Annotated in this window: 19 protein-coding genes; 11 read left to right on the forward strand and 8 right to left on the reverse strand. The window is 64.9% G+C overall.

From position 1 onward, the window contains the following. The first annotated feature begins 107 nt into the window (after positions 1-107). Positions 108-1,232 carry an LLM class flavin-dependent oxidoreductase gene (locus ACUYMZ_RS13060; protein ID WP_426003115.1) on the forward strand — a complete coding sequence of 375 codons (1,125 nt, stop codon included), beginning with the start codon at positions 108-110 and terminating at the stop codon, positions 1,230-1,232. Next, the gene (locus ACUYMZ_RS13065) at positions 1,232-1,693 is read left to right on the forward strand and encodes a MarR family winged helix-turn-helix transcriptional regulator (RefSeq protein ID WP_426003117.1); all 462 of its coding nucleotides are present in this window, start codon (positions 1,232-1,234) and stop codon (positions 1,691-1,693) included. The genes ACUYMZ_RS13060 and ACUYMZ_RS13065 overlap by 1 nt, the downstream gene beginning before the upstream one ends. Before the next feature lie 15 nt (positions 1,694-1,708). Here the strand turns inward: ACUYMZ_RS13065 and ACUYMZ_RS13070 are convergent, their stop codons facing one another. Next, positions 1,709-2,515: a transglutaminase-like domain-containing protein gene (locus ACUYMZ_RS13070; protein ID WP_442423608.1), complete on the reverse strand. Its 807-nt coding sequence runs from the start codon at positions 2,513-2,515 to the stop codon at positions 1,709-1,711. A 162-nt stretch (positions 2,516-2,677) separates the two neighbouring features. Between ACUYMZ_RS13070 and ACUYMZ_RS13075 the strand changes: the two genes are divergently transcribed. Then, entirely contained in the window at positions 2,678-3,328 is a 651-nt protein-coding gene (locus ACUYMZ_RS13075; RefSeq protein ID WP_426003119.1) for a DUF1684 domain-containing protein, read from the forward strand. Positions 3,329-3,341: 13 nt separating this feature from the next. Here ACUYMZ_RS13075 and ACUYMZ_RS13080 read toward each other — a convergent pair whose 3' ends face one another. Then, positions 3,342-4,592, reverse strand: a complete 1,251-nt coding sequence (locus ACUYMZ_RS13080; RefSeq protein WP_481603738.1) for an SLC13 family permease — start codon at positions 4,590-4,592, stop codon at positions 3,342-3,344. Positions 4,593-4,725: 133 nt separating this feature from the next. Here ACUYMZ_RS13080 and ACUYMZ_RS13085 point away from each other — a divergent pair, with 133 nt between their 5' ends. From ACUYMZ_RS13085 to ACUYMZ_RS13095, 3 genes are read left to right on the forward strand one after another with little or no spacing between them, the layout of a single operon-like run. Next, entirely contained in the window at positions 4,726-5,295 is a 570-nt protein-coding gene (locus ACUYMZ_RS13085; RefSeq protein ID WP_481603740.1) for a DM13 domain-containing protein, read from the forward strand. A 29-nt stretch (positions 5,296-5,324) separates the two neighbouring features. Next, positions 5,325-6,173 carry a fumarylacetoacetate hydrolase family protein gene (locus ACUYMZ_RS13090; protein ID WP_481603743.1) on the forward strand — a complete coding sequence of 283 codons (849 nt, stop codon included), beginning with the start codon at positions 5,325-5,327 and terminating at the stop codon, positions 6,171-6,173. Positions 6,174-6,190: 17 nt separating this feature from the next. Then, the gene (locus ACUYMZ_RS13095; protein WP_481603745.1) at positions 6,191-6,688 is read left to right on the forward strand and encodes a GtrA family protein; all 498 of its coding nucleotides are present in this window, start codon (positions 6,191-6,193) and stop codon (positions 6,686-6,688) included. 64 nt (positions 6,689-6,752) lie between these two features. Here the strand turns inward: ACUYMZ_RS13095 and ACUYMZ_RS13100 are convergent, their stop codons facing one another. The 6 genes from ACUYMZ_RS13100 to ACUYMZ_RS13125 form a co-directional block, all read right to left on the reverse strand. Next, positions 6,753-7,916, reverse strand: a complete 1,164-nt coding sequence (locus tag ACUYMZ_RS13100) for a cysteine desulfurase family protein (RefSeq protein WP_481603747.1) — start codon at positions 7,914-7,916, stop codon at positions 6,753-6,755. After that, positions 7,913-8,791 (reverse strand): carboxylating nicotinate-nucleotide diphosphorylase, encoded by an 879-nt coding sequence (gene nadC, locus ACUYMZ_RS13105; protein ID WP_481603749.1) that lies wholly within the window; start codon positions 8,789-8,791, stop codon positions 7,913-7,915. The genes ACUYMZ_RS13100 and nadC overlap by 4 nt, the downstream gene beginning before the upstream one ends. Continuing rightward, a complete protein-coding gene (locus ACUYMZ_RS13110; RefSeq protein WP_481603751.1) occupies positions 8,784-10,547 on the reverse strand; it encodes an L-aspartate oxidase in 1,764 nt (587 codons plus the stop codon). Before ACUYMZ_RS13110 ends, nadC begins: the two co-directional genes overlap by 8 nt. Positions 10,548-10,610: 63 nt before the next feature. Continuing rightward, positions 10,611-11,918 (reverse strand): quinolinate synthase NadA, encoded by a 1,308-nt coding sequence (nadA, locus tag ACUYMZ_RS13115; protein ID WP_426003131.1) that lies wholly within the window; start codon positions 11,916-11,918, stop codon positions 10,611-10,613. Then, positions 11,915-12,634, reverse strand: coding sequence for an NUDIX hydrolase (locus ACUYMZ_RS13120; RefSeq protein WP_481603753.1), 720 nt, complete (start codon positions 12,632-12,634; stop codon positions 11,915-11,917). The genes nadA and ACUYMZ_RS13120 overlap by 4 nt, the downstream gene beginning before the upstream one ends. A 102-nt stretch (positions 12,635-12,736) precedes the next feature. Beyond that, positions 12,737-13,210 (reverse strand): Lrp/AsnC family transcriptional regulator, encoded by a 474-nt coding sequence (locus ACUYMZ_RS13125; protein WP_426003133.1) that lies wholly within the window; start codon positions 13,208-13,210, stop codon positions 12,737-12,739. Between the two features lie 177 nt (positions 13,211-13,387). On the opposite strand from ACUYMZ_RS13125, the gene ACUYMZ_RS13130 reads away from it, so the two are divergent. The 5 genes from ACUYMZ_RS13130 (at position 13,388) to ACUYMZ_RS13150 (ending at position 18,178) form a co-directional block, all read left to right on the forward strand. Further along, the gene (locus tag ACUYMZ_RS13130; RefSeq protein WP_442423602.1) at positions 13,388-14,773 is read left to right on the forward strand and encodes an amino acid permease; all 1,386 of its coding nucleotides are present in this window, start codon (positions 13,388-13,390) and stop codon (positions 14,771-14,773) included. A gap of 138 nt (positions 14,774-14,911) precedes the next feature. Then, a complete protein-coding gene (locus tag ACUYMZ_RS13135) occupies positions 14,912-15,952 on the forward strand; it encodes a thiamine pyrophosphate-dependent dehydrogenase E1 component subunit alpha (protein WP_426003136.1) in 1,041 nt (346 codons plus the stop codon). Positions 15,953-15,956: 4 nt separating this feature from the next. Next, positions 15,957-17,027 carry an alpha-ketoacid dehydrogenase subunit beta gene (locus ACUYMZ_RS13140; RefSeq protein WP_426007563.1) on the forward strand — a complete coding sequence of 357 codons (1,071 nt, stop codon included), beginning with the start codon at positions 15,957-15,959 and terminating at the stop codon, positions 17,025-17,027. Then, the gene (locus tag ACUYMZ_RS13145; RefSeq protein WP_426003137.1) at positions 17,020-17,349 is read left to right on the forward strand and encodes a biotin/lipoyl-containing protein; all 330 of its coding nucleotides are present in this window, start codon (positions 17,020-17,022) and stop codon (positions 17,347-17,349) included. Before ACUYMZ_RS13140 ends, ACUYMZ_RS13145 begins: the two co-directional genes overlap by 8 nt. Position 17,350: 1 nt before the next feature. Then, entirely contained in the window at positions 17,351-18,178 is an 828-nt protein-coding gene (locus ACUYMZ_RS13150; protein ID WP_442423601.1) for an alpha/beta fold hydrolase, read from the forward strand. Positions 18,179-18,199: the final 21 nt, after the last annotated feature.

An 18,199-nucleotide genomic window follows, 5' to 3' on the forward strand; every position in this document is an offset into this window, starting at 1 on the left:
TGATTCCCGGCCCTTCCCTGTTGCAGGAACTGATACATGCAAATGCATCTATTTTCAGGTACACTGGATTCATCGCCCGGAACCACGGGCAGGGAGAAAGGCACATCATGCAGATCGGCGTCTTCAGCGTCAGCGACATCACCACGGACCCCACTACCGGACGTACTCCCACCGAGCACGAGCGCATCAAGGCGTCGGTAGCCATTGCCAAGAAGGTCGAAGAAATCGGCATGGATGTCTACGCCCTCGGTGAGCACCACAACCGCCCGTTCTTCTCCTCGTCCCCCACCACCACGCTGGCCTACATCGCGGCACAGACTGAGCGCATCACGCTCTCAACGGCCACCACGTTGATCACCACCAATGATCCGGTGAAGATCGCCGAGGACTTTGCGATGCTGCAGCACCTCTCCGACGGACGCGTGGATCTGGTTCTGGGCCGCGGCAACACCGCCCCCGTCTACCCTTGGTTCGGCAAGAACATCCAGGACGGCATTGAGCTTGCCATCGAGAACTACAGCCTGCTCCGCAAGCTCTGGGATGAAGACACCGTCAATTGGTCGGGCAAGTTCCGCACCCCGCTGCAGAACTTCACCTCCACCCCGCGGCCGCTCGACGGCGTGGCCCCCTTTGTGTGGCACGGTTCCATCCGCACCCCGCAGATCGCCGAGGTTGCTGCGTACTACGGTGACGGGTTCTTTGCCAACAACATCTTCTGGCCGAAGGAACACTACCAGCAGCTCATCGGCCTCTACCGGGAGCGCTTCGAGCACTACGGACACGGTAAGGCAGACCAGGCAATCGTTGGCCTGGGCGGTCAGTTCTTCATGCGCAAGAACTCCCAGGACGCCGTCAAGGAGTTCCGTCCGTACTTCGACAACGCACCCGTGTACGGCCACGGACCGTCCCTGGAGGACTTCACGTCGCAGACGCCGCTGACAGTGGGCAGCCCCCAGGAGGTCATCGAGAAGACCCTGACCTTCCGTGAGTTCTTCGGCGACTACCAGCGTCAGCTGTTCCTGATCGACCACGCCGGACTCCCGCTGAAGACCGTCCTGGAGCAGTTGGACCTCTTCGGCGAGGAAGTCCTGCCGGTCCTGCGCAAGGAGTACGCGGCCCGGAAGCCCGCCCACGTTCCTGACGCCCCGACCCACGCTTCACGTGTTGCCACCGCCCTGGAGGCCAGCGTCGGCGAGTCGGCTCCGGCGGGGACTGCAGGTCAGGAGTCCTGATGTCCAGCCCGTCGGCCTCATCCGCCGTCCGTCTCGCCGCTGAAACCTGGGAGTCGCTTTTCCGCTCCCAGGTGGCGGTGATGCGGAAACTGCAGTCCGGCCCTGCCTTCAAGACCCTTCCGGTCAAGGAGTACGACGTCCTGTTTACGCTCTCCCGCTGCCCTTCCGGCCAGCTGCGCTTGAACGAAATCAACGACAAAGTCCTGCTGAGCCAGTCAAGTTTGAGCCGGTTGGTTGACCGGCTGGAGAAGCGCGGCCTGGTGGAGCGGACAACAGCTCCCGACGACGGCCGTGGAGTCCTGCTGTCCCTCACCGAAGCCGGACATGAGTTGCAGAAGACGATTGGACGCGAGCACGTCCGTGACATCGCGCACCTGGTCGCTCCGGCCTTGACCGCCGACGAACAGCGCGAGTTGCTTCGCCTGACGGAGAAGCTCCGCGCGTCCGTCGCGGGCCACTAGCCGGCTGCACTGCGCCTAGCGCAAGGTGATGAGTTGCCCGGGGTCTTCCCCGGGCAACTCGCCGTTAACGCCGGCGTTGACCTTCAGGGTTTTCAGCGTGAGGCTTCCCCCTACGGTGGAGAGGAACGCGGTGTCGGAGGAATCCCTGCCGGCAGTGATCCGGAGCATGGACCGGCGCGGGGCCAGGCCCGTGGGATCGATGACATGCCAGCCACCATCGATGTAGGCCTCGGCCACGGCGTGGAAATCCATGGGGCTCAGGCCAGGGGCATACACCGCAGCCAAGCGGGCGGGGACGTCCTTGGACCGCAGCAGGGCGATGGCAAGATGCGCGAAGTCACGGCATACACCCCGCCGGTGAAGGAGGGTCTCCACGGCACCGTCCGTCCCCCTGGAGGATCCGCTGACGTAGCGGAGCTCGCCATGGACCCAGTTCCGCACTGCTGCCAGGAGTTCGGCTCCCTGCAGGTTCCCGAACTCGGCGTAGGACGTGGGAAGCAGCCTGTCCGACTCGGCATACCGGCTGGGCCGGACGTAACGGATGAGTTCCATGGGTTCGGATGTATCTGCGACTCCCGTGCCCACCACTGTGGCGTGGTAGTCGACCGTGACCTCGCTGGGTTCGGTGAACTCCATGTAGTGGAACCGTCCGCCGTGGTGGTCGGCAAGCTCAGCGTACGGAACGTCCTGCCCGTCGCACGTGATGGAAAGCGTCTCGGCCAGGGAGTCGTAGCCGGGGTTGTTGGCCACGGCAATGGCCATGGCGACCTTGGTGTTCGCTGCGGTCTTGAAAACGAGCTTGGCGGCTACGTTGCGTTCCATTAATCTCCGGGTTGGTTGCGGCGGGACAGCCCCCGTGCCGCCGTGCGTGGACCGGCCGACGTCGGGACTATAGATCGGCCTTCAGAGACAGTAGCATCCACTGGACGTTCGGGAATCCGGACGCGGGACACCCCGGAACACGCACAGGACTAGGCTGAAGGCATGGATTCCGACGACAGCCTTCCCACCATGTCCGCCGTGGACATCGCCGACTGGCGTTTGCGGACGTTCGCCCTGTACCACCACGTGCGTGAGTTGGCCGTCCGGGATCCTTTCGACGCCCACAATTACTGGCGGCAGGAACGCGACCGCATGTTTGGAACACATCCGGCCTCGGCTTTGACGGATACCGCGAAAGCTTCCTTCTCCGGCCTCAAGACTGCGGACTACGACCCCGCCTTCCGGCTGTATGTCCCGTTGTCGCCCGAGGGTGCCGGCCAGGAAATGAACGTGAACACGGGCACGGACGGAGTTGTACCCTTCATCAGGATCGGCACCTTTGAGCTTCCCCGGCTCGGCTCCCTGGCTGCCTGGCGCCTGCGCAGCTATGGCGGCGGAATCTTCGTCCCCTTCCGGGACGCCACCGCGGGCAAGGACGGAGGCAGCTACGGCGCCGGACGCTATCTTCTGGACACCATCAAGGGCGCTTACCACGGCGTGCGTCAAGGCACTGGGGAACAGGAGTTCGTGCTGGACTTCAATTTCGCCTACAACCCCTCGTGCGCGTACAACGAAGCCTGGGCGTGCCCCCTCGCGGGTCCGGCCAACCGGCTCTCTGAGGAGATCCCTGTTGGAGAGTTGTACACCGGCTAACCTTTCGCGTTGGCTAGCCAGTCAGGCCGGCTGCAGCGGCAAGGGAGAGGCAGGCAATGGCCGTCAGTATCGTCAGGGGTGCCACGATCAGGCCAAAGACGGCGTAACCCTTCCATGCGATCAGCACATTCATCCGCTTCAGGCGATCGTGCCACAGCAGTGTCGCCAGCGATGCCCAGGGAGCCACAAGGGGTCCGGCATTGACTCCGACCAACAAAGCGGCCATTCGCAGGGGGCTTTCCGCCAGCGGTTCAGCGAGCAAGTAGGCCGGCAGATTGTTGACGACGTTTGCACCCAGGGCACCTGTCAGCGCTAATCTCAGCAGGTCCGGGAATCCCTCACCCTGGCCTGCGGCTTCTCCAAGCAGCGACGATGCCCCAAGGTATTGGGCGGCCTCGACCACCAGGAAGAGTCCGCAGGTGAAGAGCAGCAGGGACCACGGAACCAGGGCCACCTTCAGTGCTTTGGGGCGGCGAACAGCGAACGTGACCAACAGAACGGCTGCGGCGGTCGTGGATGGAATCCAGATCGCTGTTCCCGATACCAGTGCGGGCAACAGCAGAACCAACACCACCGCGCTGACGGACAGCAACACGCGGTCTCCGGCAGCCTTGGACGGCCCAGTGGTCTTGGACGGCACAATGGTCTTGGACGGCACAGTGGTCTTGGACGGACCAGGGGTCGCAGGAGCAGAAGCATTGCGTGGGTAGGCCCTGCGCAGGTCGCGGCGGAAGACAACGGCAATGAATGCCAGTGGCACCAGGACCGCGGCCAGGGACGGCGCCCACATCAATTGCGCGAACTGCGCTGGGCTGATGCTGCCCAGGTGGTGCTGTGCCAGGAGGTTGGTCAGGTTCGAAACCGGCAGCAACAGGCTAGCCGTGTTGGCCAGCCACACCGTGGTCAACGCGAACGGCAGGACCGGCAGGCCTGCCTGCTTTGCCACGGTGACCACCACGGGGGTGAGGAGGACCGCCGTCGTATCCAGCGACAGAAAAATGGTGCTCACCGCAGCGAAGAATGCCAATAACAACCACAGCAAAACGCTGCTTCCACGTCCCCACCGGCCCAAGCGCCGTGCGATCCACTCGAAGGCGCCGGCCTCGCTGACGAGCTCGGTCACCACGGTCATGGCAACGACGAAGCCGAGAATGGGTGCCACCCGGTCCACGAGGACCGCCACTTCGTGCCAGGGCAGGATACCCGCGGCAACGGTGACCCCACCGGCCACCAGCAGGACCAACCCGAAGATCGCCAGACGCATGGACTGGATTCTAAACCCACGGCACGGCTCTTCGCCCACGGCCCGGGTTCTTCGCTGTCGGCCAGGAGAATGCGTCATGGCATCGTAAGCAATGGGCCCACCGCCAGAGCCCGTGGAAGCCTAGCCTTGAAGCATGAACAGACTACTCTTCCGGCCGCGGACCCAGCGGATGCTCGTCGCCGTTGCGGCGGCGGCAATCCTTGGATTGCTGGTCGCCGGGGCAGCACTGTTCCAGCCCTGGCGGCTCTTCACGAGCAGTGCCGTGGACGAAGCGCCACCGGGAGTTTCGGCGCCCGCAGCGGTTGATACTTCCGCCTCCGGCGCCGAGGCGGCCGTCCCAGCAGAAGCGCAACAAACCCCTGTACCGGTTGTGGTTGGTACCGGCGCATTCCAATCGCAGGAACATGGAACCAGTGGCACCGCCCAGCTGCTGAAGCTCGCGGACGGCAGCCATGTTCTCCGCCTGGAGAACCTGGCCAGCAGCGATGGGCCCGACGTCAAAGTGTGGCTGAGCAGCCTGCCAGCCGGCGGCGATTGGTTCAAATACCGGTCGGGGCGCTATGTTGACCTCGGCGCTGTCAAGGCCACCCATGGCAACCAGAATTACGCCATTCCTGCGGGCACCGATGTCTCGGGGCTGGCCTCTGTTGTCTTGTGGTGCGATCGGTTCAGCGTCGCCTTCGGATCCGCTCCGCTTGCTTAGCACCTCGTCGGAGGACGTAGGATGTCTCCATGACGTCCCTCTCCCCCCGCCGCATCGCACGCGTCCGTCCCCTTGATCCCACCACGCCGGACGAGCAGTTCTTCGTGGCCAATGATGCCCGGGACTTCGACTCGGATGCCGGCAGGAGCTGGACTGTCATCGAGACCCCCTTTCCCGGATCACGGGCCAACGCTCCAGGCCCTGCCCGGGCGGGCTGGGACATCGGCGCAGTGGTGGACCAGAAGATGTTCACTTTCCTTGCCCCTTCGGTACCGGTCAATGTGTTCGGGATGGCCCACAACACGGGGCAACCCGGGCGGGACCTGCCACCGCAGGCATTCCACAAGGCGGCTTCCAGCGTGATCGGCCCGGACGAAGCCATCCAGCTGGGCCACGGGGCGGGCCACGTGGACCCGGAAGCCGAACTGACGATCGTCGTCGGCCGCACAGCCCGGGGATTGACCCTGGAAACGGCCCGCGACGCGATCCTTGGCTTCACCATCGGTAATGATGTCTCCGCCCGGGACCTGCAAAGAACAGACGAGTTGTGGATCAGTGCCAAGAGCCAGGACACCTTTACGCCCGTTGGGCCGTGGATCGTCACGGACCTGGACGATTCGGACCTGGCCATCGGCATCATCCACAACGGCAAGGAACTGCAGGCGGCCAGTTCGGCCGACCTCGGCTGGAAAGTGGACGAGATCCTGGTCTACCTGACCGCCTTCATGACCCTCCAGCCGGGCGATCTGGTGCTGACGGGCTTCCCGGCAGAATGTGCCCGGATCCGCCCCGGGGACGTGGTGGTGTGCCGTGTGGAGGGCATCGGAGAGCTGCGCAACCCGGTCACTGGGGCCTCGTGGGATAACCAGGGCGCATAGTGTGACAGGCTTATGGCATGGAGACAGCCGCGGACGCCACTGGACTGCGCCCGTCTCCCTCGGATAGCCCAGCAGCGAAACTGCTGCGCAAACGGCACAGGGGCATCCTCAAATACCCCGTGGTCCGCCAGCTCATCCGATTCACGGGGGTGGGCATCATCTGTACCGCCGGTTCGCTGGCCATCTACGCCGCGCTCCGGCCCTGGATCGATCCCCAACTGGCCAACGCGATCGCCCTTATCCTGACGTCACTGATGAACACAACCCTGAACCGCCGCGTGACCTTCAAGATCTCCGGGAGCAGGAAGCGGACCCAGGACCATCTGAACGGGCTGACCGTCATCGTCATTGCCCTGGTCATCACCGGCGGCAGCCTCGGGGTCCTGCACCTCGTCAGACCCGAAGCGACGGTCACTGAAGAACTGTGGACCACCACATTGTCCGGGTTCCTTGCCACCGCTGTGCGGTTCACGCTCCTGCGCCACTGGATCTTCCGCCGCGCCCGCCACATCTAACGGCTCACCCAACTGAGTCGCATTTGTGCGCGTTTTGAGGGGGCAAAACGCGCACAACTGCGACCTAGTTGGGGTGGTGGGCCAGGTTCCTGACGCGCCCGACGGCGGTTTCCACGGCAACCGCTGCTTGCTCAAGTTCTGCAGCGGTAACGGCAGAGGTAAAGCTGAAACGTACAGCGGTCTGCGCCGTTCCAGGATCCAGGCCGAGCGCCAACAGAACAGGCGAAGGTGCATCCGATCCGGCCGCGCAGGCCGACCCGCTCGAACACACCACGCCGAGCCGTTCGAGTTCCAGCAGGACCGACTCGCCGCTGGTTCCCGGAAAGCAGAAGGATGCCACCGACGGCAGCCGATTCACAGGATGCCCCGTTAACACAGCTCCCGGGACTTTCGCGAGGATCGCTTCAATGAACCGGTCCCGCATTCCGGCGACCTGGCTTGCCGCAGTGCTTTGTTCGGCGTGGCTGAGCGTCAACGCCGTCGAGAGCGCTACCGCTCCGGCCACATTCTCAGTGCCCGAGCGCTTGCCACGTTCCTGGCCACCGCCGTGGACCAGTGGTTCCAGGCGCAGCCGGCCTCTGGCAAACAGCACCCCTGAGCCCTTCGGCGCCCCGAGCTTGTGGCCTGAAAGGCTGAGGGCATCCACGCCAAGGGCTTTGGTGTCCAGGGGCAGCCATCCGGCAGCCTGGACGGCATCGGTATGGAAGGGGACATCCAGTTCATGCGTCACCGCCGCCAGTTGGGCCACAGGCTGGACCGTTCCTACCTCATTGTTGGCATACATGATGCTGACCAATGCGGCTTCCGGACGAAGTACTGCCCGCAGGGCCTCCGGTGTGACCAGCCCGTCCCCGTCCACCGGCACCACATCCACGGCGAAGCCATGGACCCGTTCCAGGTACCGGGCCGATTCCTCCACCGCCGGATGTTCGACGGCGCTGATCACCACCCGGTTCAACGCCGGGTCTGCGGCCTTCCGGGCCAAGGCGATGCCCTTGACGGCAAGGTTGTCCGCTTCCGTGCCTCCGGAGGTGAAGGTCACCTCGCCGGAGCGGCAGTTCAGGACATTCGCGACGGCGGACCGCGCCCCCGCGAGCGCTGTCGCCGCCGCTTCACCCAGGCTGTGGTGGCTTGAGGGGTTGCCGAACTCACCGCTGAGGTAGGGCCACATGGCCTGGAGCACTTCCCTGCGGACGGGTGTGGTGGCAGCTGCGTCCAGGAAAATCACGGCTGGTTCAGTTCGAGTTCAACGTCCAGGCCCAGGTCAAGGGCAGTGACGCTGTGGGTGAGGCCGCCAACGGAGATCACGTCCACGCCGGTCGCCGCGATTTCCGCGACAGTGTGGAGGTTGACGTTTCCGCTGGCCTCCACCATGGCCCGGCCGTCGACCTGCTTGACGCCCGCGCGGAGTTCGTCGGTGGTGAAGTTGTCCAGCATGATCGTGTCCACACCGGCGGCAAGGACGGGCTCGATCTGTTCGGCGCGGTCCACCTCCACTTCGAAGTGGGTGGTGTGGCCCAGTTGGTCCTTGGCAGCGAGCAGCAGCCCGGTAAGTTTGGCGGAGTCTCCTCCTGTCATGACGGCCAAGTGGTTGTCTTTGGCCAGGACGGCGTCGGACAGGCTGTAGCGGTGGTTCGCTCCCCCGCCGCAACGCACGGCGTAGCGTTCCAGCACCCGGAGCCCGGGCGTGGTCTTTCGGGTGTCGGTGATCCTGGCGCGGGTACCTTCCACCAAGCGCACGAATTCGGCAGTTTTCGTGGCTATGGCACTCATGCGCTGAACCAGGTTCAGGCCCACCCGCTCAGCCAGCAGTACTGAACGCGCGCGTCCGCTGACCCGCGCGAGGTGGGTACCGGCGTTGAACGTTTCACCGTCGGCGAGCAGCAACTCAACGTCAGTGTCCGGGTCGATGAGCTTCATCGCGTCACGAAACACCGTTCCGCCGCTCAGGACACCGGGAACGCGCGCGTTCAGGACGGCGGTGGCTCGGGCGTCCGCGGGGATGAGCAGCTGCGAGGTGATGTCTCCGTTGGGTGCGTCCTCGGCGAAGGCCCGTTCCAGGATGTCCCGGACTGCTGCGGCGGGGAGGGTCAGGTTAGTCATGGACGAGGCTCGCTTTCCGGCTCATGGTGTAACGCTTGTCAAAATGGTCGACGGCGGCTGGTTCGGTCACGCTGTCGCTGCGGTAGTGCGCCCCCAGGGACCCACGCCGCTCCCGGGCGGCCCGCACAAGCAGTTGCGCGGCCAGCAGCAAATTGGCGTCCTCGTGCTCCCGCGGATCCAAGGAACCAGCTCCGACCAAGGGCAAAACATCCTCAGCCCAGCCATCGAGAACAGCCTCGGCTTCCGCCAGCAAAGTTCCATTCCTGAGCACCCCGGCCTTGGCAGTCATAAGTTGCTGGAGGGCCAGTCGAGAGAAATCCGCAGGAGAAGGCAGTCCGCCCGCACCAAGCGGTGCTGGAGGCCCCGAAAGCGCCGTTGTCGCGTGAGCGGCCGAACCGGCCGCCGAGCTTGCGAGGCGATCGCCGGTGCGAGCCGCGAGCGCAGGCGCCGAGGGGCCTGCAGCGCCGCGGTCGCCGGAGACGAACCCCGCCACGGCACGCCGCGCAAACACAAGCCCTTCAAGCAAGGAATTACTGGCCAGTCGGTTGGCGCCCTGCACACCGGTACACGCAACCTCACCTGCGGCGTACAAACCAGGCACCGACGTCCGGCCGAACAGGTCCGTCACCACCCCACCCATCCAGTAGTGCGCTGCCGGCGCTACGGGAACGGGTTCGGTGGTCCAGTCGATACCGGTTTGCCGGGTCCGGTGGCTGATGGTCGGGAAGCGTTTCTCGAGGAAACCTTCGCCGCGTTCTTTCTCGATCACCGTGGCGTCCAGGTAGACGTGTCCGTTGGGGTCGCCGAGGGCGGCCAAGTGCAGGGCGATGCTGCGGGATACCACATCGCGCGGGGCGAGTTCGGCATCGGGGTGGTAATCGCCCATGAACCGCTGGCCGTTGGCGTCCACCAGGACGGCCCCTTCACCCCGGACGGCTTCAGAGATCAGCAGGGGGTCGGCGCCTGCGGCAGCATGCTGCATTCCGGCCTGGGGAACCAGGCAGGTGGGGTGGAACTGGAAGAATTCGAGGTCTGCAACGGCAGCTCCGGCCCGCCACGCGAGGGCCAGACCGTCGGCGGTGGCAACCGAGGGGTTGGTTGTCTGCGCAAAGAGCTGTCCGGCACCGCCGGTGGCCAGCAGCACGGCGTCCGCGGCAAGGGCAACCTCATGGCCCTCGTGCAGGTAGGTCAGACCGGAAATGCGGCCTTCGGGACCGGTTGTCCTGAGCAAGGAGGTGGCGAAAGCTCCACTGACCACGCGGATGCGCCCTGCCGCCTCGAATTCCAGGACGCTCCCGATCAACGCAGCTGCCACCTTGGCACCGGTGGCATCCCCACCGGCGTGCAGGATGCGCGGCGCCGAGTGGGCGGCTTCGAGCCCCAAGGCGGGGTCGCCGTCGTCGTCCAGGTCGAAACGCACCCCGAAGCGTTCCAAGCCGACCATGTCCAGACGGGCCTCGGTGCACAGCACCCGCACGGCCTCGGGGTCGCAATGGCCCGCGCCGGCCTTCAGGGTGTCGGCGATGTGGGCGGCCACCGTGTCACCTGGGGCTGGTTCCGGCAGGACCGCCGAAATCCCGCCTTGGGCGAACCAGGTGTTGCTGTCCGCCAACGTGCCCTTGGTCAGGAGGACGACGGCGGCGCCCGCCTCCGCGGCCAGCAGCGCGGCATAGAGGCCTGCGATGCCGCTCCCCACAACAATCAGTCGCTGCGCGGGTGGGCCGGAAAGGCTCGACGGGAGGTGTGTCGAGGTCATGTGGGACTCGATTCGGCTAGTTGCGGTGAACCGGTATTCCTGTGCCGTGCTTGAAGCGCACGTTTATGCGGGCTTGGCGGCCAACATGCGCTCGAGGGCGATCTTGGCGTTGTCCTGCACGGCGTCGTCCACGGTGATGCGGTTGACGATGCGTCCTGCCACCAGTTCCTCAAGGACCCAGGCGAGGTAGCCGGGGTGGATGCGGTACATGGTGGAGCACGGGCAAATGACGGGGTCAAGGCAGAAAATGGTGTGCTGCGGGTTCTCCGCGGCGAGCCTGTTCACCATATTGATCTCGGTGCCGATGGCGAACGTTGTGGGTTCGGTGGCTGCTGCGATGGCTTTCTTGATGAAGTCGGTTGAACCGGCGGAGTCTGCCGCGTCCACCACTTCCATGGGGCACTCGGGGTGCACAATCACGTTGACGCCCGGGAAGTCCTGGCGGGCCTTCTCGATCTGGCCGACGTTGAAGCGCTTGTGCACGGAGCAGAACCCGTGCCAGAGGATCACGCGTGAGTCCTGCAAGGTCCGGGCCTCGTTGCCGCCCAGTTCCTTGCGCGGGTTCCACATGGGCATCTGCTCCAGCGGAACACCAAGGGCCTTGGCGGTGTTGCGGCCCAGGTGCTGATCGGGGAAGAACAGCACCCGCTGGCCGCGTTCGAAGGCCCACTCCAGCACGATTTTGGCGTTGGAGGACGTGCAGACGATTCCGCCGTTCCGGCCGCAAAAAGCCTTCAGTGCGGCCGAGGAGTTCATGTACGTGACGGGAATGACCGGCACCCGGCCGTGCTCATCGGCGTCGGTTCCGAAAATCTCCTCCAGCTGTTCCCAGCACTCTTCCACGGAGTCTTCGTCCGCCATGTCCGCCATGGAGCAGCCTGCGGCCAGGTTGGGCAGGATGACAGCCTGTTCGGGCGTGGAGAGGATGTCCGCGGTCTCGGCCATGAAGTGCACGCCGCAGAAGATGATGGCCTCGGCGTCCGGCCTGGTGAGGGCGGCATTGGCGAGCTGGAAGGAGTCACCCACGAAGTCCGCGTACTGCACCACTTCGTCACGCTGGTAGAAGTGGCCCAGGATCACGGCACGGTCGCCGAGGGTTTCCTTCGCGGCGCGGATTCGCTGGTCGAGCTCGGCCTCGGAAGCCAGCTTGTACTCTTCGGGGAGCTGGCCCTGGCGTGGCGTCGCCTGCGGGGCGACGTCGGCGCTGGAGGCACCCGGGCCGTACGCCGGGACTCCGGCAAGGGCCTCGGCGAGGTCGTACTCCCACGGACCCTTCGCGAGTGCGGGGCTGCAGGTGGCTCCGGCAGCGGAAAGGCCCTTCTCGGCTTCCTCGCGGGTGATCAGCTGAACGGCAGTGTTGACGCTGCTCATGGTGCACTCCTGTTGTCTGGCCCGAGGCCGGGCGTGCCGGTGAAGCGGTAGAGGCGTGGCGGACGGTGTTTTCCGCCCTGCAGGTATTCACCGGTTTCTTCGATGTCCGGTGTGGCTTTGATGTGGCGGCGGAAGTTTGCCGGGTCCAACTGCCGGTCCAGGACGGCTTCGTAGACCTCACGGACCTGGGCGAGCGTGAAGTACTCCCCCAGCAGGTGGTAGGCGATGGACCCGTAGGCCATTTTGTTGCGCAGCCGCCAGAGGGCGTAGTCCACGATCGCGTTGTGGTCGAAGGCGAGCTCGCCCACCCTGTCCGCGCGGAACCACTTCACGTTTTCGGATTCGTCCGCCAGGGCTGCTTCGGTGGGCTGGACGAGCGCCCAGTACACAATGGACACCACGCGCTGGCTCGGAGAGCGGTGCACTCCGCCGAATGCATAGAGCTGTTCCAGGTAGTTCGGAGCCAGGCCCGTTGTTTCCCGCAGGTTCCGGGAGGCTGCGTCCTGAAGGGACTCATCGTGGGACAGCGGCCCGCCCGGGAGCGCCCATTGGTCCTTGTACGGCTCACGGATGCGGCGGACCAGCGGCAGCCAAAGGGTGGGGCGCCCGGTCTTCTCGCTGGGCCTGAGGGCAAAAATCACCGTGGATATGGCCAACGACGGCGGTGCGAGCCGCCGCTCTGCGACGTTGGCTGAGTTGACGTTCACGGCGTTCACCTCGCTTCTTCGCCGCTGGAACCATCAGTTCCGGTTTAGTTAAAGTCAGATTGACTAGAACTAATGGTACGACTCGGGAGGCCAAGCGCAAAATGCTTTTCGTCACACAGGCTTGGCGGCCGACTCCATGAGCGGCAGGGTGCGTCCCTGGATGTGGCTGTTGAGGACGATCACCGATGAACAACGGACCACCGACTTGGTGGCAATCATGGCATCGAGCACCCTCTGCATATCCGGGTTGGAGCGGGCCGCAATCCGGACCATGAGGTCCGAGTTCCCCGTGACCGTATGGACTTCTATGATCTCCGGGATCGCACTGAGGCTCTCAATGATGGCGTCATGCCCGATTTCCTGCGTGATGGTCACCGAACAGAAGGCCACCACGGGAAAGCCGAAGTTGGCAGGGTCCGGTTGCGGCACCCAGGAACCGATGACACCGTTTTCAATCATCCGGTCAATCCGGGACTGCACCGTTGCCCGTGCCACCTTCAGCACACGGGATGCCTCCAGCACGGAGGATCGCGGCGAATCCGTGAAGAAACGTACAATTTTTGCATCAAGAGCATCGACCAGCATCAAAGTTCCTGTCCCCGGGGAGCCATACCCATCACATCGCTACTGCGAAAAGTGATGTATCTTACAAACTGCGAGAATTATTCCACGGCTCTTGCTGCGTCGTCGACGCTCCGCTTGCCCGGCCCAAGAGGCCGGCACGGCACAACCACGTATGAAATCCATAGAAGGTAGACACGTATGACAACGAAGTCCATCGCGGCTCCTGCGACTGCGCCCGGCCTCGGCCATTCACTCAAGCCACGCCAGCTCACCATGATGGGCCTTGGCAGCGCCATCGGAGCCGGGCTGTTCCTGGGCTCCGGCGCGGGGGTCCAGGCAGCCGGTCCCGCAGTCCTCATCTCCTACCTGGTGGCGGGAACCCTGATCATCCTGGTGATGTGGGCCTTGGGCGAGATGGCAGCGGCCAACCCCAACAGCGGCGCCTTCTCCGTTTATGCGGAAAAAGCCATGGGCAAAACGGCCGGTGGCACCATCGGCTGGCTCTGGTGGCTGCAGCTGGTGGTGGTCATTGCCGCTGAGGCCCTGGGCGCAGCCGGTCTGCTGTACTCCGTGTGGCCCGTCATTCCGGTCTGGGTCCTTGCCTTGGTGTTCATGGTTGTCTTCACCGGCATCAACCTGGTGGGAGTCCGGAACTTCGGTGAATTCGAGTTCTGGTTCGCCATCCTCAAAGTGGCGGCAATCGTAATCTTCCTGCTGATCGGCGCAGCCCTGCTCCTTGGCCTGCTTCCCAACGTCGCATCCCCCGGCCTGTCCGGCTTCGCAGATTTCGCCCCCAACGGACTCAGCGGCATTGCTGCGGCGTTGTTCGTGGTGATCTTTGCCTTTGGTGGCACCGAGATCGTCAGCGTGGCCGCCGCCGAGACGGAAAACCCCGCCCACAGCGTCGGTAAGGCCATCCGCACGGTGGTGTGGCGCATCCTCGTCTTCTACATCGGCTCCGTGTTCGTCATTGCAGCGGTCCTCCCCGTCGGCTCCGACGGCCTCAAGTCCCCGTTTGCCGGCGTGCTGGACCTGGCCGGCATCCCGGGGGCCGGCGCGGCGATCACCCTGGTGGCCGTCGTAGCGCTGCTTTCGGCACTGAACGCCAACCTGTACGGCGCGTCCCGGATGATCTTCTCCTTGTCCGAACGTGGCGAAGCCCCCCGCTTCCTGTCGCGGCTGAGCGGCGCCAAGGTGCCGGTTGCCGCCGTCGGAATTTCCGTGGCGTTCGGGTTCGCCGCAACCGTCCTGGAGTTGCTGTTCCCCGAAATGGTGCTCCCGGCGCTCCTGAACCTCGTGGGCTCCACCTGCCTGGTGGTGTGGGGCACGGCACTGGTGTCCCAGCTCATCCTCCGCCGCCGCGCCGACCGCGACGGCACGGAACTTCCGCTTCGGATGAAGGGCTTCCCGGTCCTGACCATCGTGGGACTGGTACTGCTGGGAATCATCTTCGCTGTTGGCTTTGCGAACCCGGAAAGTGCGGTACAGCTGTTCGGCACCACGGCCCTGATCCTTGTGATCGCCCTCGGATGCTTCCTCAACGCCCGCGCGAAGGCCGGGAAGGTTGGCAGCACCGCCAAGTAGCGGCTTGTCAGATGAAATCAAGAGGCTCTTTGCAGTTTGTTCTGCAAGGAGCCTCTTTTTCTCTTCAGTTTGTACAATGTGTTTGCTTCAAACTGGGCTGATTGCGCACCGCCACTTTTGGTGATTACTGTCACAGCCATGACAAGCATTCCTGTGATTGCCGCCGTCGAGGATGACGCGGCCCCGCTCACGCACCACCAGTTGCGCGAGCTTTACACGCTGATGGCATCCGTCCGCCACCTGGACACGGCCGCAGTCGCCTGGCAGCGCCAGGGAATCATTCCCGGCTACGCGCCGGAGCTCGGCCAGGAAGCGGCCCAGGTCGGCAGCGGCTACGCCGTGGACCTGAGCCGGGACTTCGTCTTTCCGACCTACCGTGAGATGGGCGTGGCCCGGGCCATGGGCGTGGACATGGTGGGCTATATGTCCACCCACAAGGCAACGTGGCACGGCGGAATGTACAACCCCGTGGAATCCCGTTTCGCTCCCATCCAGGCAGTGGTGGCAGGGTCGGTCCTGCACGCCGTCGGCTGGGCCCACGGCCAGACCCTGTCCGGCGGGTCCGGCGTCGCCATCACGTACTTTGGGGATGGCGCTTCCTCCCAGGGCGACGTCCACGAGGCCATGAATTTTGCTGCGGTGATGAAGGCGCCCGTGGTCTTCTTTGTCCAGAACAATGGCTGGGCCATTTCCGTACCCACCGAACGACAGGTAGCAGGCGGTTCCGTTGCAGCCCGCGCCGCCGGTTACGGTGTCCCGGGCATCCAGGTGGACGGCAACGACGTCCTGGCCGTGTACGAAGCCACGCGTTCGGCCTTGGCGCACTGCCGCTCCGGCAACGGGCCCGTAGTCATCGAAGCCATGACCTACCGCCGCGGACCGCACTCCACCGCGGACGATCCCGGGCGATACCGCTCCCTTGAGGAAGAACGGCTCGACGCCGGTGAGGACCCCCTGGAACGGTTCCGCCGGACACTCCTGGCCGACGGCGTGGCGGACGAAGCCTTTTTTGCGGAGGCAGGGCGCCAGGCCCGGGAGGAAGAAGAAGCGATCCGCACGGCCATCGAGAACCTGGGACCGCGTCCCGGGGCCGAGATGTTCAGCCTGGTTTTCCAGGAACCCACACCCGCACTGCAGCACCAGGCCACCGCGTGGCGAAAGGAATCCGACCATGCCTGAGGCAATGACTGCCACCACCGTCGCGGCTCCGCGCGCCGCTTCCGGCACCGTGGAACTGCTGTCCATGCAGCAAGCCCTCAACCGCGCCCTGGACGACGTCCTGGCGGAGAACCCCAAGGCCGTGGTCTTCGGCGAAGACTGCGGAAAGCTCGGCGGCGTCTTCCGGATCACCGACGGCCTGCAGGCCAGGCACGGCGAAGACCGGGTCTTCGACACCCCGCTGGCCGAATCCGGCATCCTCGGCATGTCCGTGGGGCTGGCCATGGCCGGTTACCACCCGATTCCCGAGGTCCAGTTCGACGGCTTCGCCTACCCGGCCATCAACCAGATCATCTGCCAGATTGCCCGGATGAACTACCGCAGCCGCGGAACGTTGCCCATGCCCATCACGCTCCGCGTTCCCAGCTTTGGCGGCATCCGCGCCCCCGAGCACCACGGCGAAAGCCTCGAAGCCCTCTTCGCGCATGTTCCCGGCCTCAAAGTCGTCTCACCCTCCACGCCGCACGACGCCTACCACTTGCTTAAGTACGCAGCCACAAGGCCGGATCCGGTGATCTTCATGGAGCCAAAATCCCGGTACTGGCAGAAAGGTCCGGTGGACCTCACCACCGCCACGGCCCCGGACAGCGGAACCCACGACGCCGGTACGCACCCCGGCGGGAACCTGACCGGTGCCCGGATCGTCCGGGAGGGGCGCCACCTCACCCTGGTGGCCTGGGGTGCCATGGTGGCCCGGTGCCTGCAGGTGGCCGAACTGGCCGCTGAGGACGGAATCGACGTCGAAGTCCTGGACCTGCGGTGGCTCAAGCCCATCGATGCAGAGGCGTTGGCGACATCCGTCGCCAAGACGCGTCGCGCCGTCGTCGTGCATGAAGCTCCGTTGACCTCAGGCCTGGGCGCCGAAGTCGCCCAACTGATCACGCAGCACTGCTTCGACACACTGAAGGCGCCGGTGGAACGCGTCACCGGCTTCGACGTGCCCTACCCCTCCGGCGACCTGGAGGACGAATACATCCCCAACATCGACCGCATCCTTTATGGGATCCAACGCGTACTGGAGTATCGCCGTGGCTGAACTGTCCTTTCCCCTACCGGACCTTGGCGAAGGCCTCATCGAAGCAACCGTGCTGGACTGGCTCGTGGAACCGGGCCAACAGGTGGAACGCAACCAGCCGCTCGTTGAGCTGGAAACGAGCAAGTCGGCCCTCGAATTGCCCAGCCCGCAGGCAGGTAAAGTGGTGCGTATTCACGGCGAGCCGGGTCAGACCATCAATGTCGGCGAACCGCTGATTGTGTTCGAGGTCCCGGATGACACCGCCGGGATCGTGGGCACTGTTCCGAAGGACGAAGCACCCAAGCGCCGGGTCCGCCTGAGCGCCGTACCCGATGAGGACTGACATGATGACCGGCAGGCACACCGTGGAACAGCGGCACACCGTCGAAGGCACCGATCCAGGATTGTTCGTCGAAGTCCACCAACCTGCCACCGACGCCGGGCTTCGGCCTGTCCTGCTGATCCACGGCTTTTCATCCTCCAGCAAACTCAACTGGGTTGACAGCGGCTGGGTGGCAACGCTCCAGGGAGCCGGAAGGCGGGTGATCACCGTCGACCTCCCGGGCCACGGCCGAAGCCACTCCCCGGAGGACCTGGACTCCTACACCCCCAGCCGCATCCGGGCCGACCTGCTTCAGATCGCCATCGACGCCGGGGCACGCCCCCTGCGGGATGGAGACCCGGCCACCGGCCTGGACATCATCGGATATTCGTTGGGTTCCCGGCTCGCCTGGGAGTTCGCTGCCACGCAACCGGACCTGGTGCACCGGCTGGTGCTCGGTGGCCCCAGCGCCCAGGATCCGTTGGCCGCCTTCGACCTCGCAGCCGCCCAGAAGTACCTGGCCGACGGAACGCCCATTGAGGACGAGTCCACTGCGGGCTTGCTGAAGATGGCGGCGATGCTGCCCAGCAACAACCTGTTCGCCATGTTGTCCCTTATCGAGGCCATCAAGGGCGAGCCCTTTGACCCGGCCGAGGCGGCCCCGCACCTGCCCATCCTTCTGGTTGCCGGGGACAAGGACGAGCGTGCCCTCACCATGCCCCGGCTGGCCGCCATTGCCGGCAAAGCCGGAGCGCTGGTGGAAACGCTCGTCATTCCGGGCAGGACGCACACCAATGTGGTCACCAGCAGGGCATTCAAGGACGCGGCCGTGGAGTTCCTGGGCGTTTAGCCCGGGAGCCTGGGGCGCGGA

It is taken from the genome of Arthrobacter sp. T572, assembly GCF_056780115.1.

Excerpts from the sequence above, each read along its gene's own strand:
- ACUYMZ_RS13065 (WP_426003117.1), top strand. The coding sequence starts at position 1,232 with ATGTCCAGCCCGTCGGCCTCATCCGCCGTCCGTCTCGCCGCTGAAACC.
- ACUYMZ_RS13135 (WP_426003136.1), top strand. The coding sequence starts at position 14,912 with ATGACAAGCATTCCTGTGATTGCCGCCGTCGAGGATGACGCGGCCCCG.
- ACUYMZ_RS13080 (WP_481603738.1), bottom strand. The coding sequence starts at position 4,592 with ATGCGTCTGGCGATCTTCGGGTTGGTCCTGCTGGTGGCCGGTGGGGTC.
- ACUYMZ_RS13130 (WP_442423602.1), top strand. The coding sequence starts at position 13,388 with ATGACAACGAAGTCCATCGCGGCTCCTGCGACTGCGCCCGGCCTCGGC.
- ACUYMZ_RS13150 (WP_442423601.1), top strand. The coding sequence starts at position 17,351 with ATGATGACCGGCAGGCACACCGTGGAACAGCGGCACACCGTCGAAGGC.
- ACUYMZ_RS13110 (WP_481603751.1), bottom strand. The coding sequence starts at position 10,547 with ATGACCTCGACACACCTCCCGTCGAGCCTTTCCGGCCCACCCGCGCAG.
- ACUYMZ_RS13140 (WP_426007563.1), top strand. The coding sequence starts at position 15,957 with ATGACTGCCACCACCGTCGCGGCTCCGCGCGCCGCTTCCGGCACCGTG.
- nadA (WP_426003131.1), bottom strand. The coding sequence starts at position 11,918 with ATGAGCAGCGTCAACACTGCCGTTCAGCTGATCACCCGCGAGGAAGCC.
- ACUYMZ_RS13090 (WP_481603743.1), top strand. The coding sequence starts at position 5,325 with ATGACGTCCCTCTCCCCCCGCCGCATCGCACGCGTCCGTCCCCTTGAT.
- ACUYMZ_RS13070 (WP_442423608.1), bottom strand. The coding sequence starts at position 2,515 with ATGGAACGCAACGTAGCCGCCAAGCTCGTTTTCAAGACCGCAGCGAAC.
- ACUYMZ_RS13060 (WP_426003115.1), top strand. The coding sequence starts at position 108 with ATGCAGATCGGCGTCTTCAGCGTCAGCGACATCACCACGGACCCCACT.
- ACUYMZ_RS13085 (WP_481603740.1), top strand. The coding sequence starts at position 4,726 with ATGAACAGACTACTCTTCCGGCCGCGGACCCAGCGGATGCTCGTCGCC.
- ACUYMZ_RS13125 (WP_426003133.1), bottom strand. The coding sequence starts at position 13,210 with ATGCTGGTCGATGCTCTTGATGCAAAAATTGTACGTTTCTTCACGGAT.
- ACUYMZ_RS13075 (WP_426003119.1), top strand. The coding sequence starts at position 2,678 with ATGGATTCCGACGACAGCCTTCCCACCATGTCCGCCGTGGACATCGCC.
- ACUYMZ_RS13095 (WP_481603745.1), top strand. The coding sequence starts at position 6,191 with ATGGAGACAGCCGCGGACGCCACTGGACTGCGCCCGTCTCCCTCGGAT.
- nadC (WP_481603749.1), bottom strand. The coding sequence starts at position 8,791 with ATGACTAACCTGACCCTCCCCGCCGCAGCAGTCCGGGACATCCTGGAA.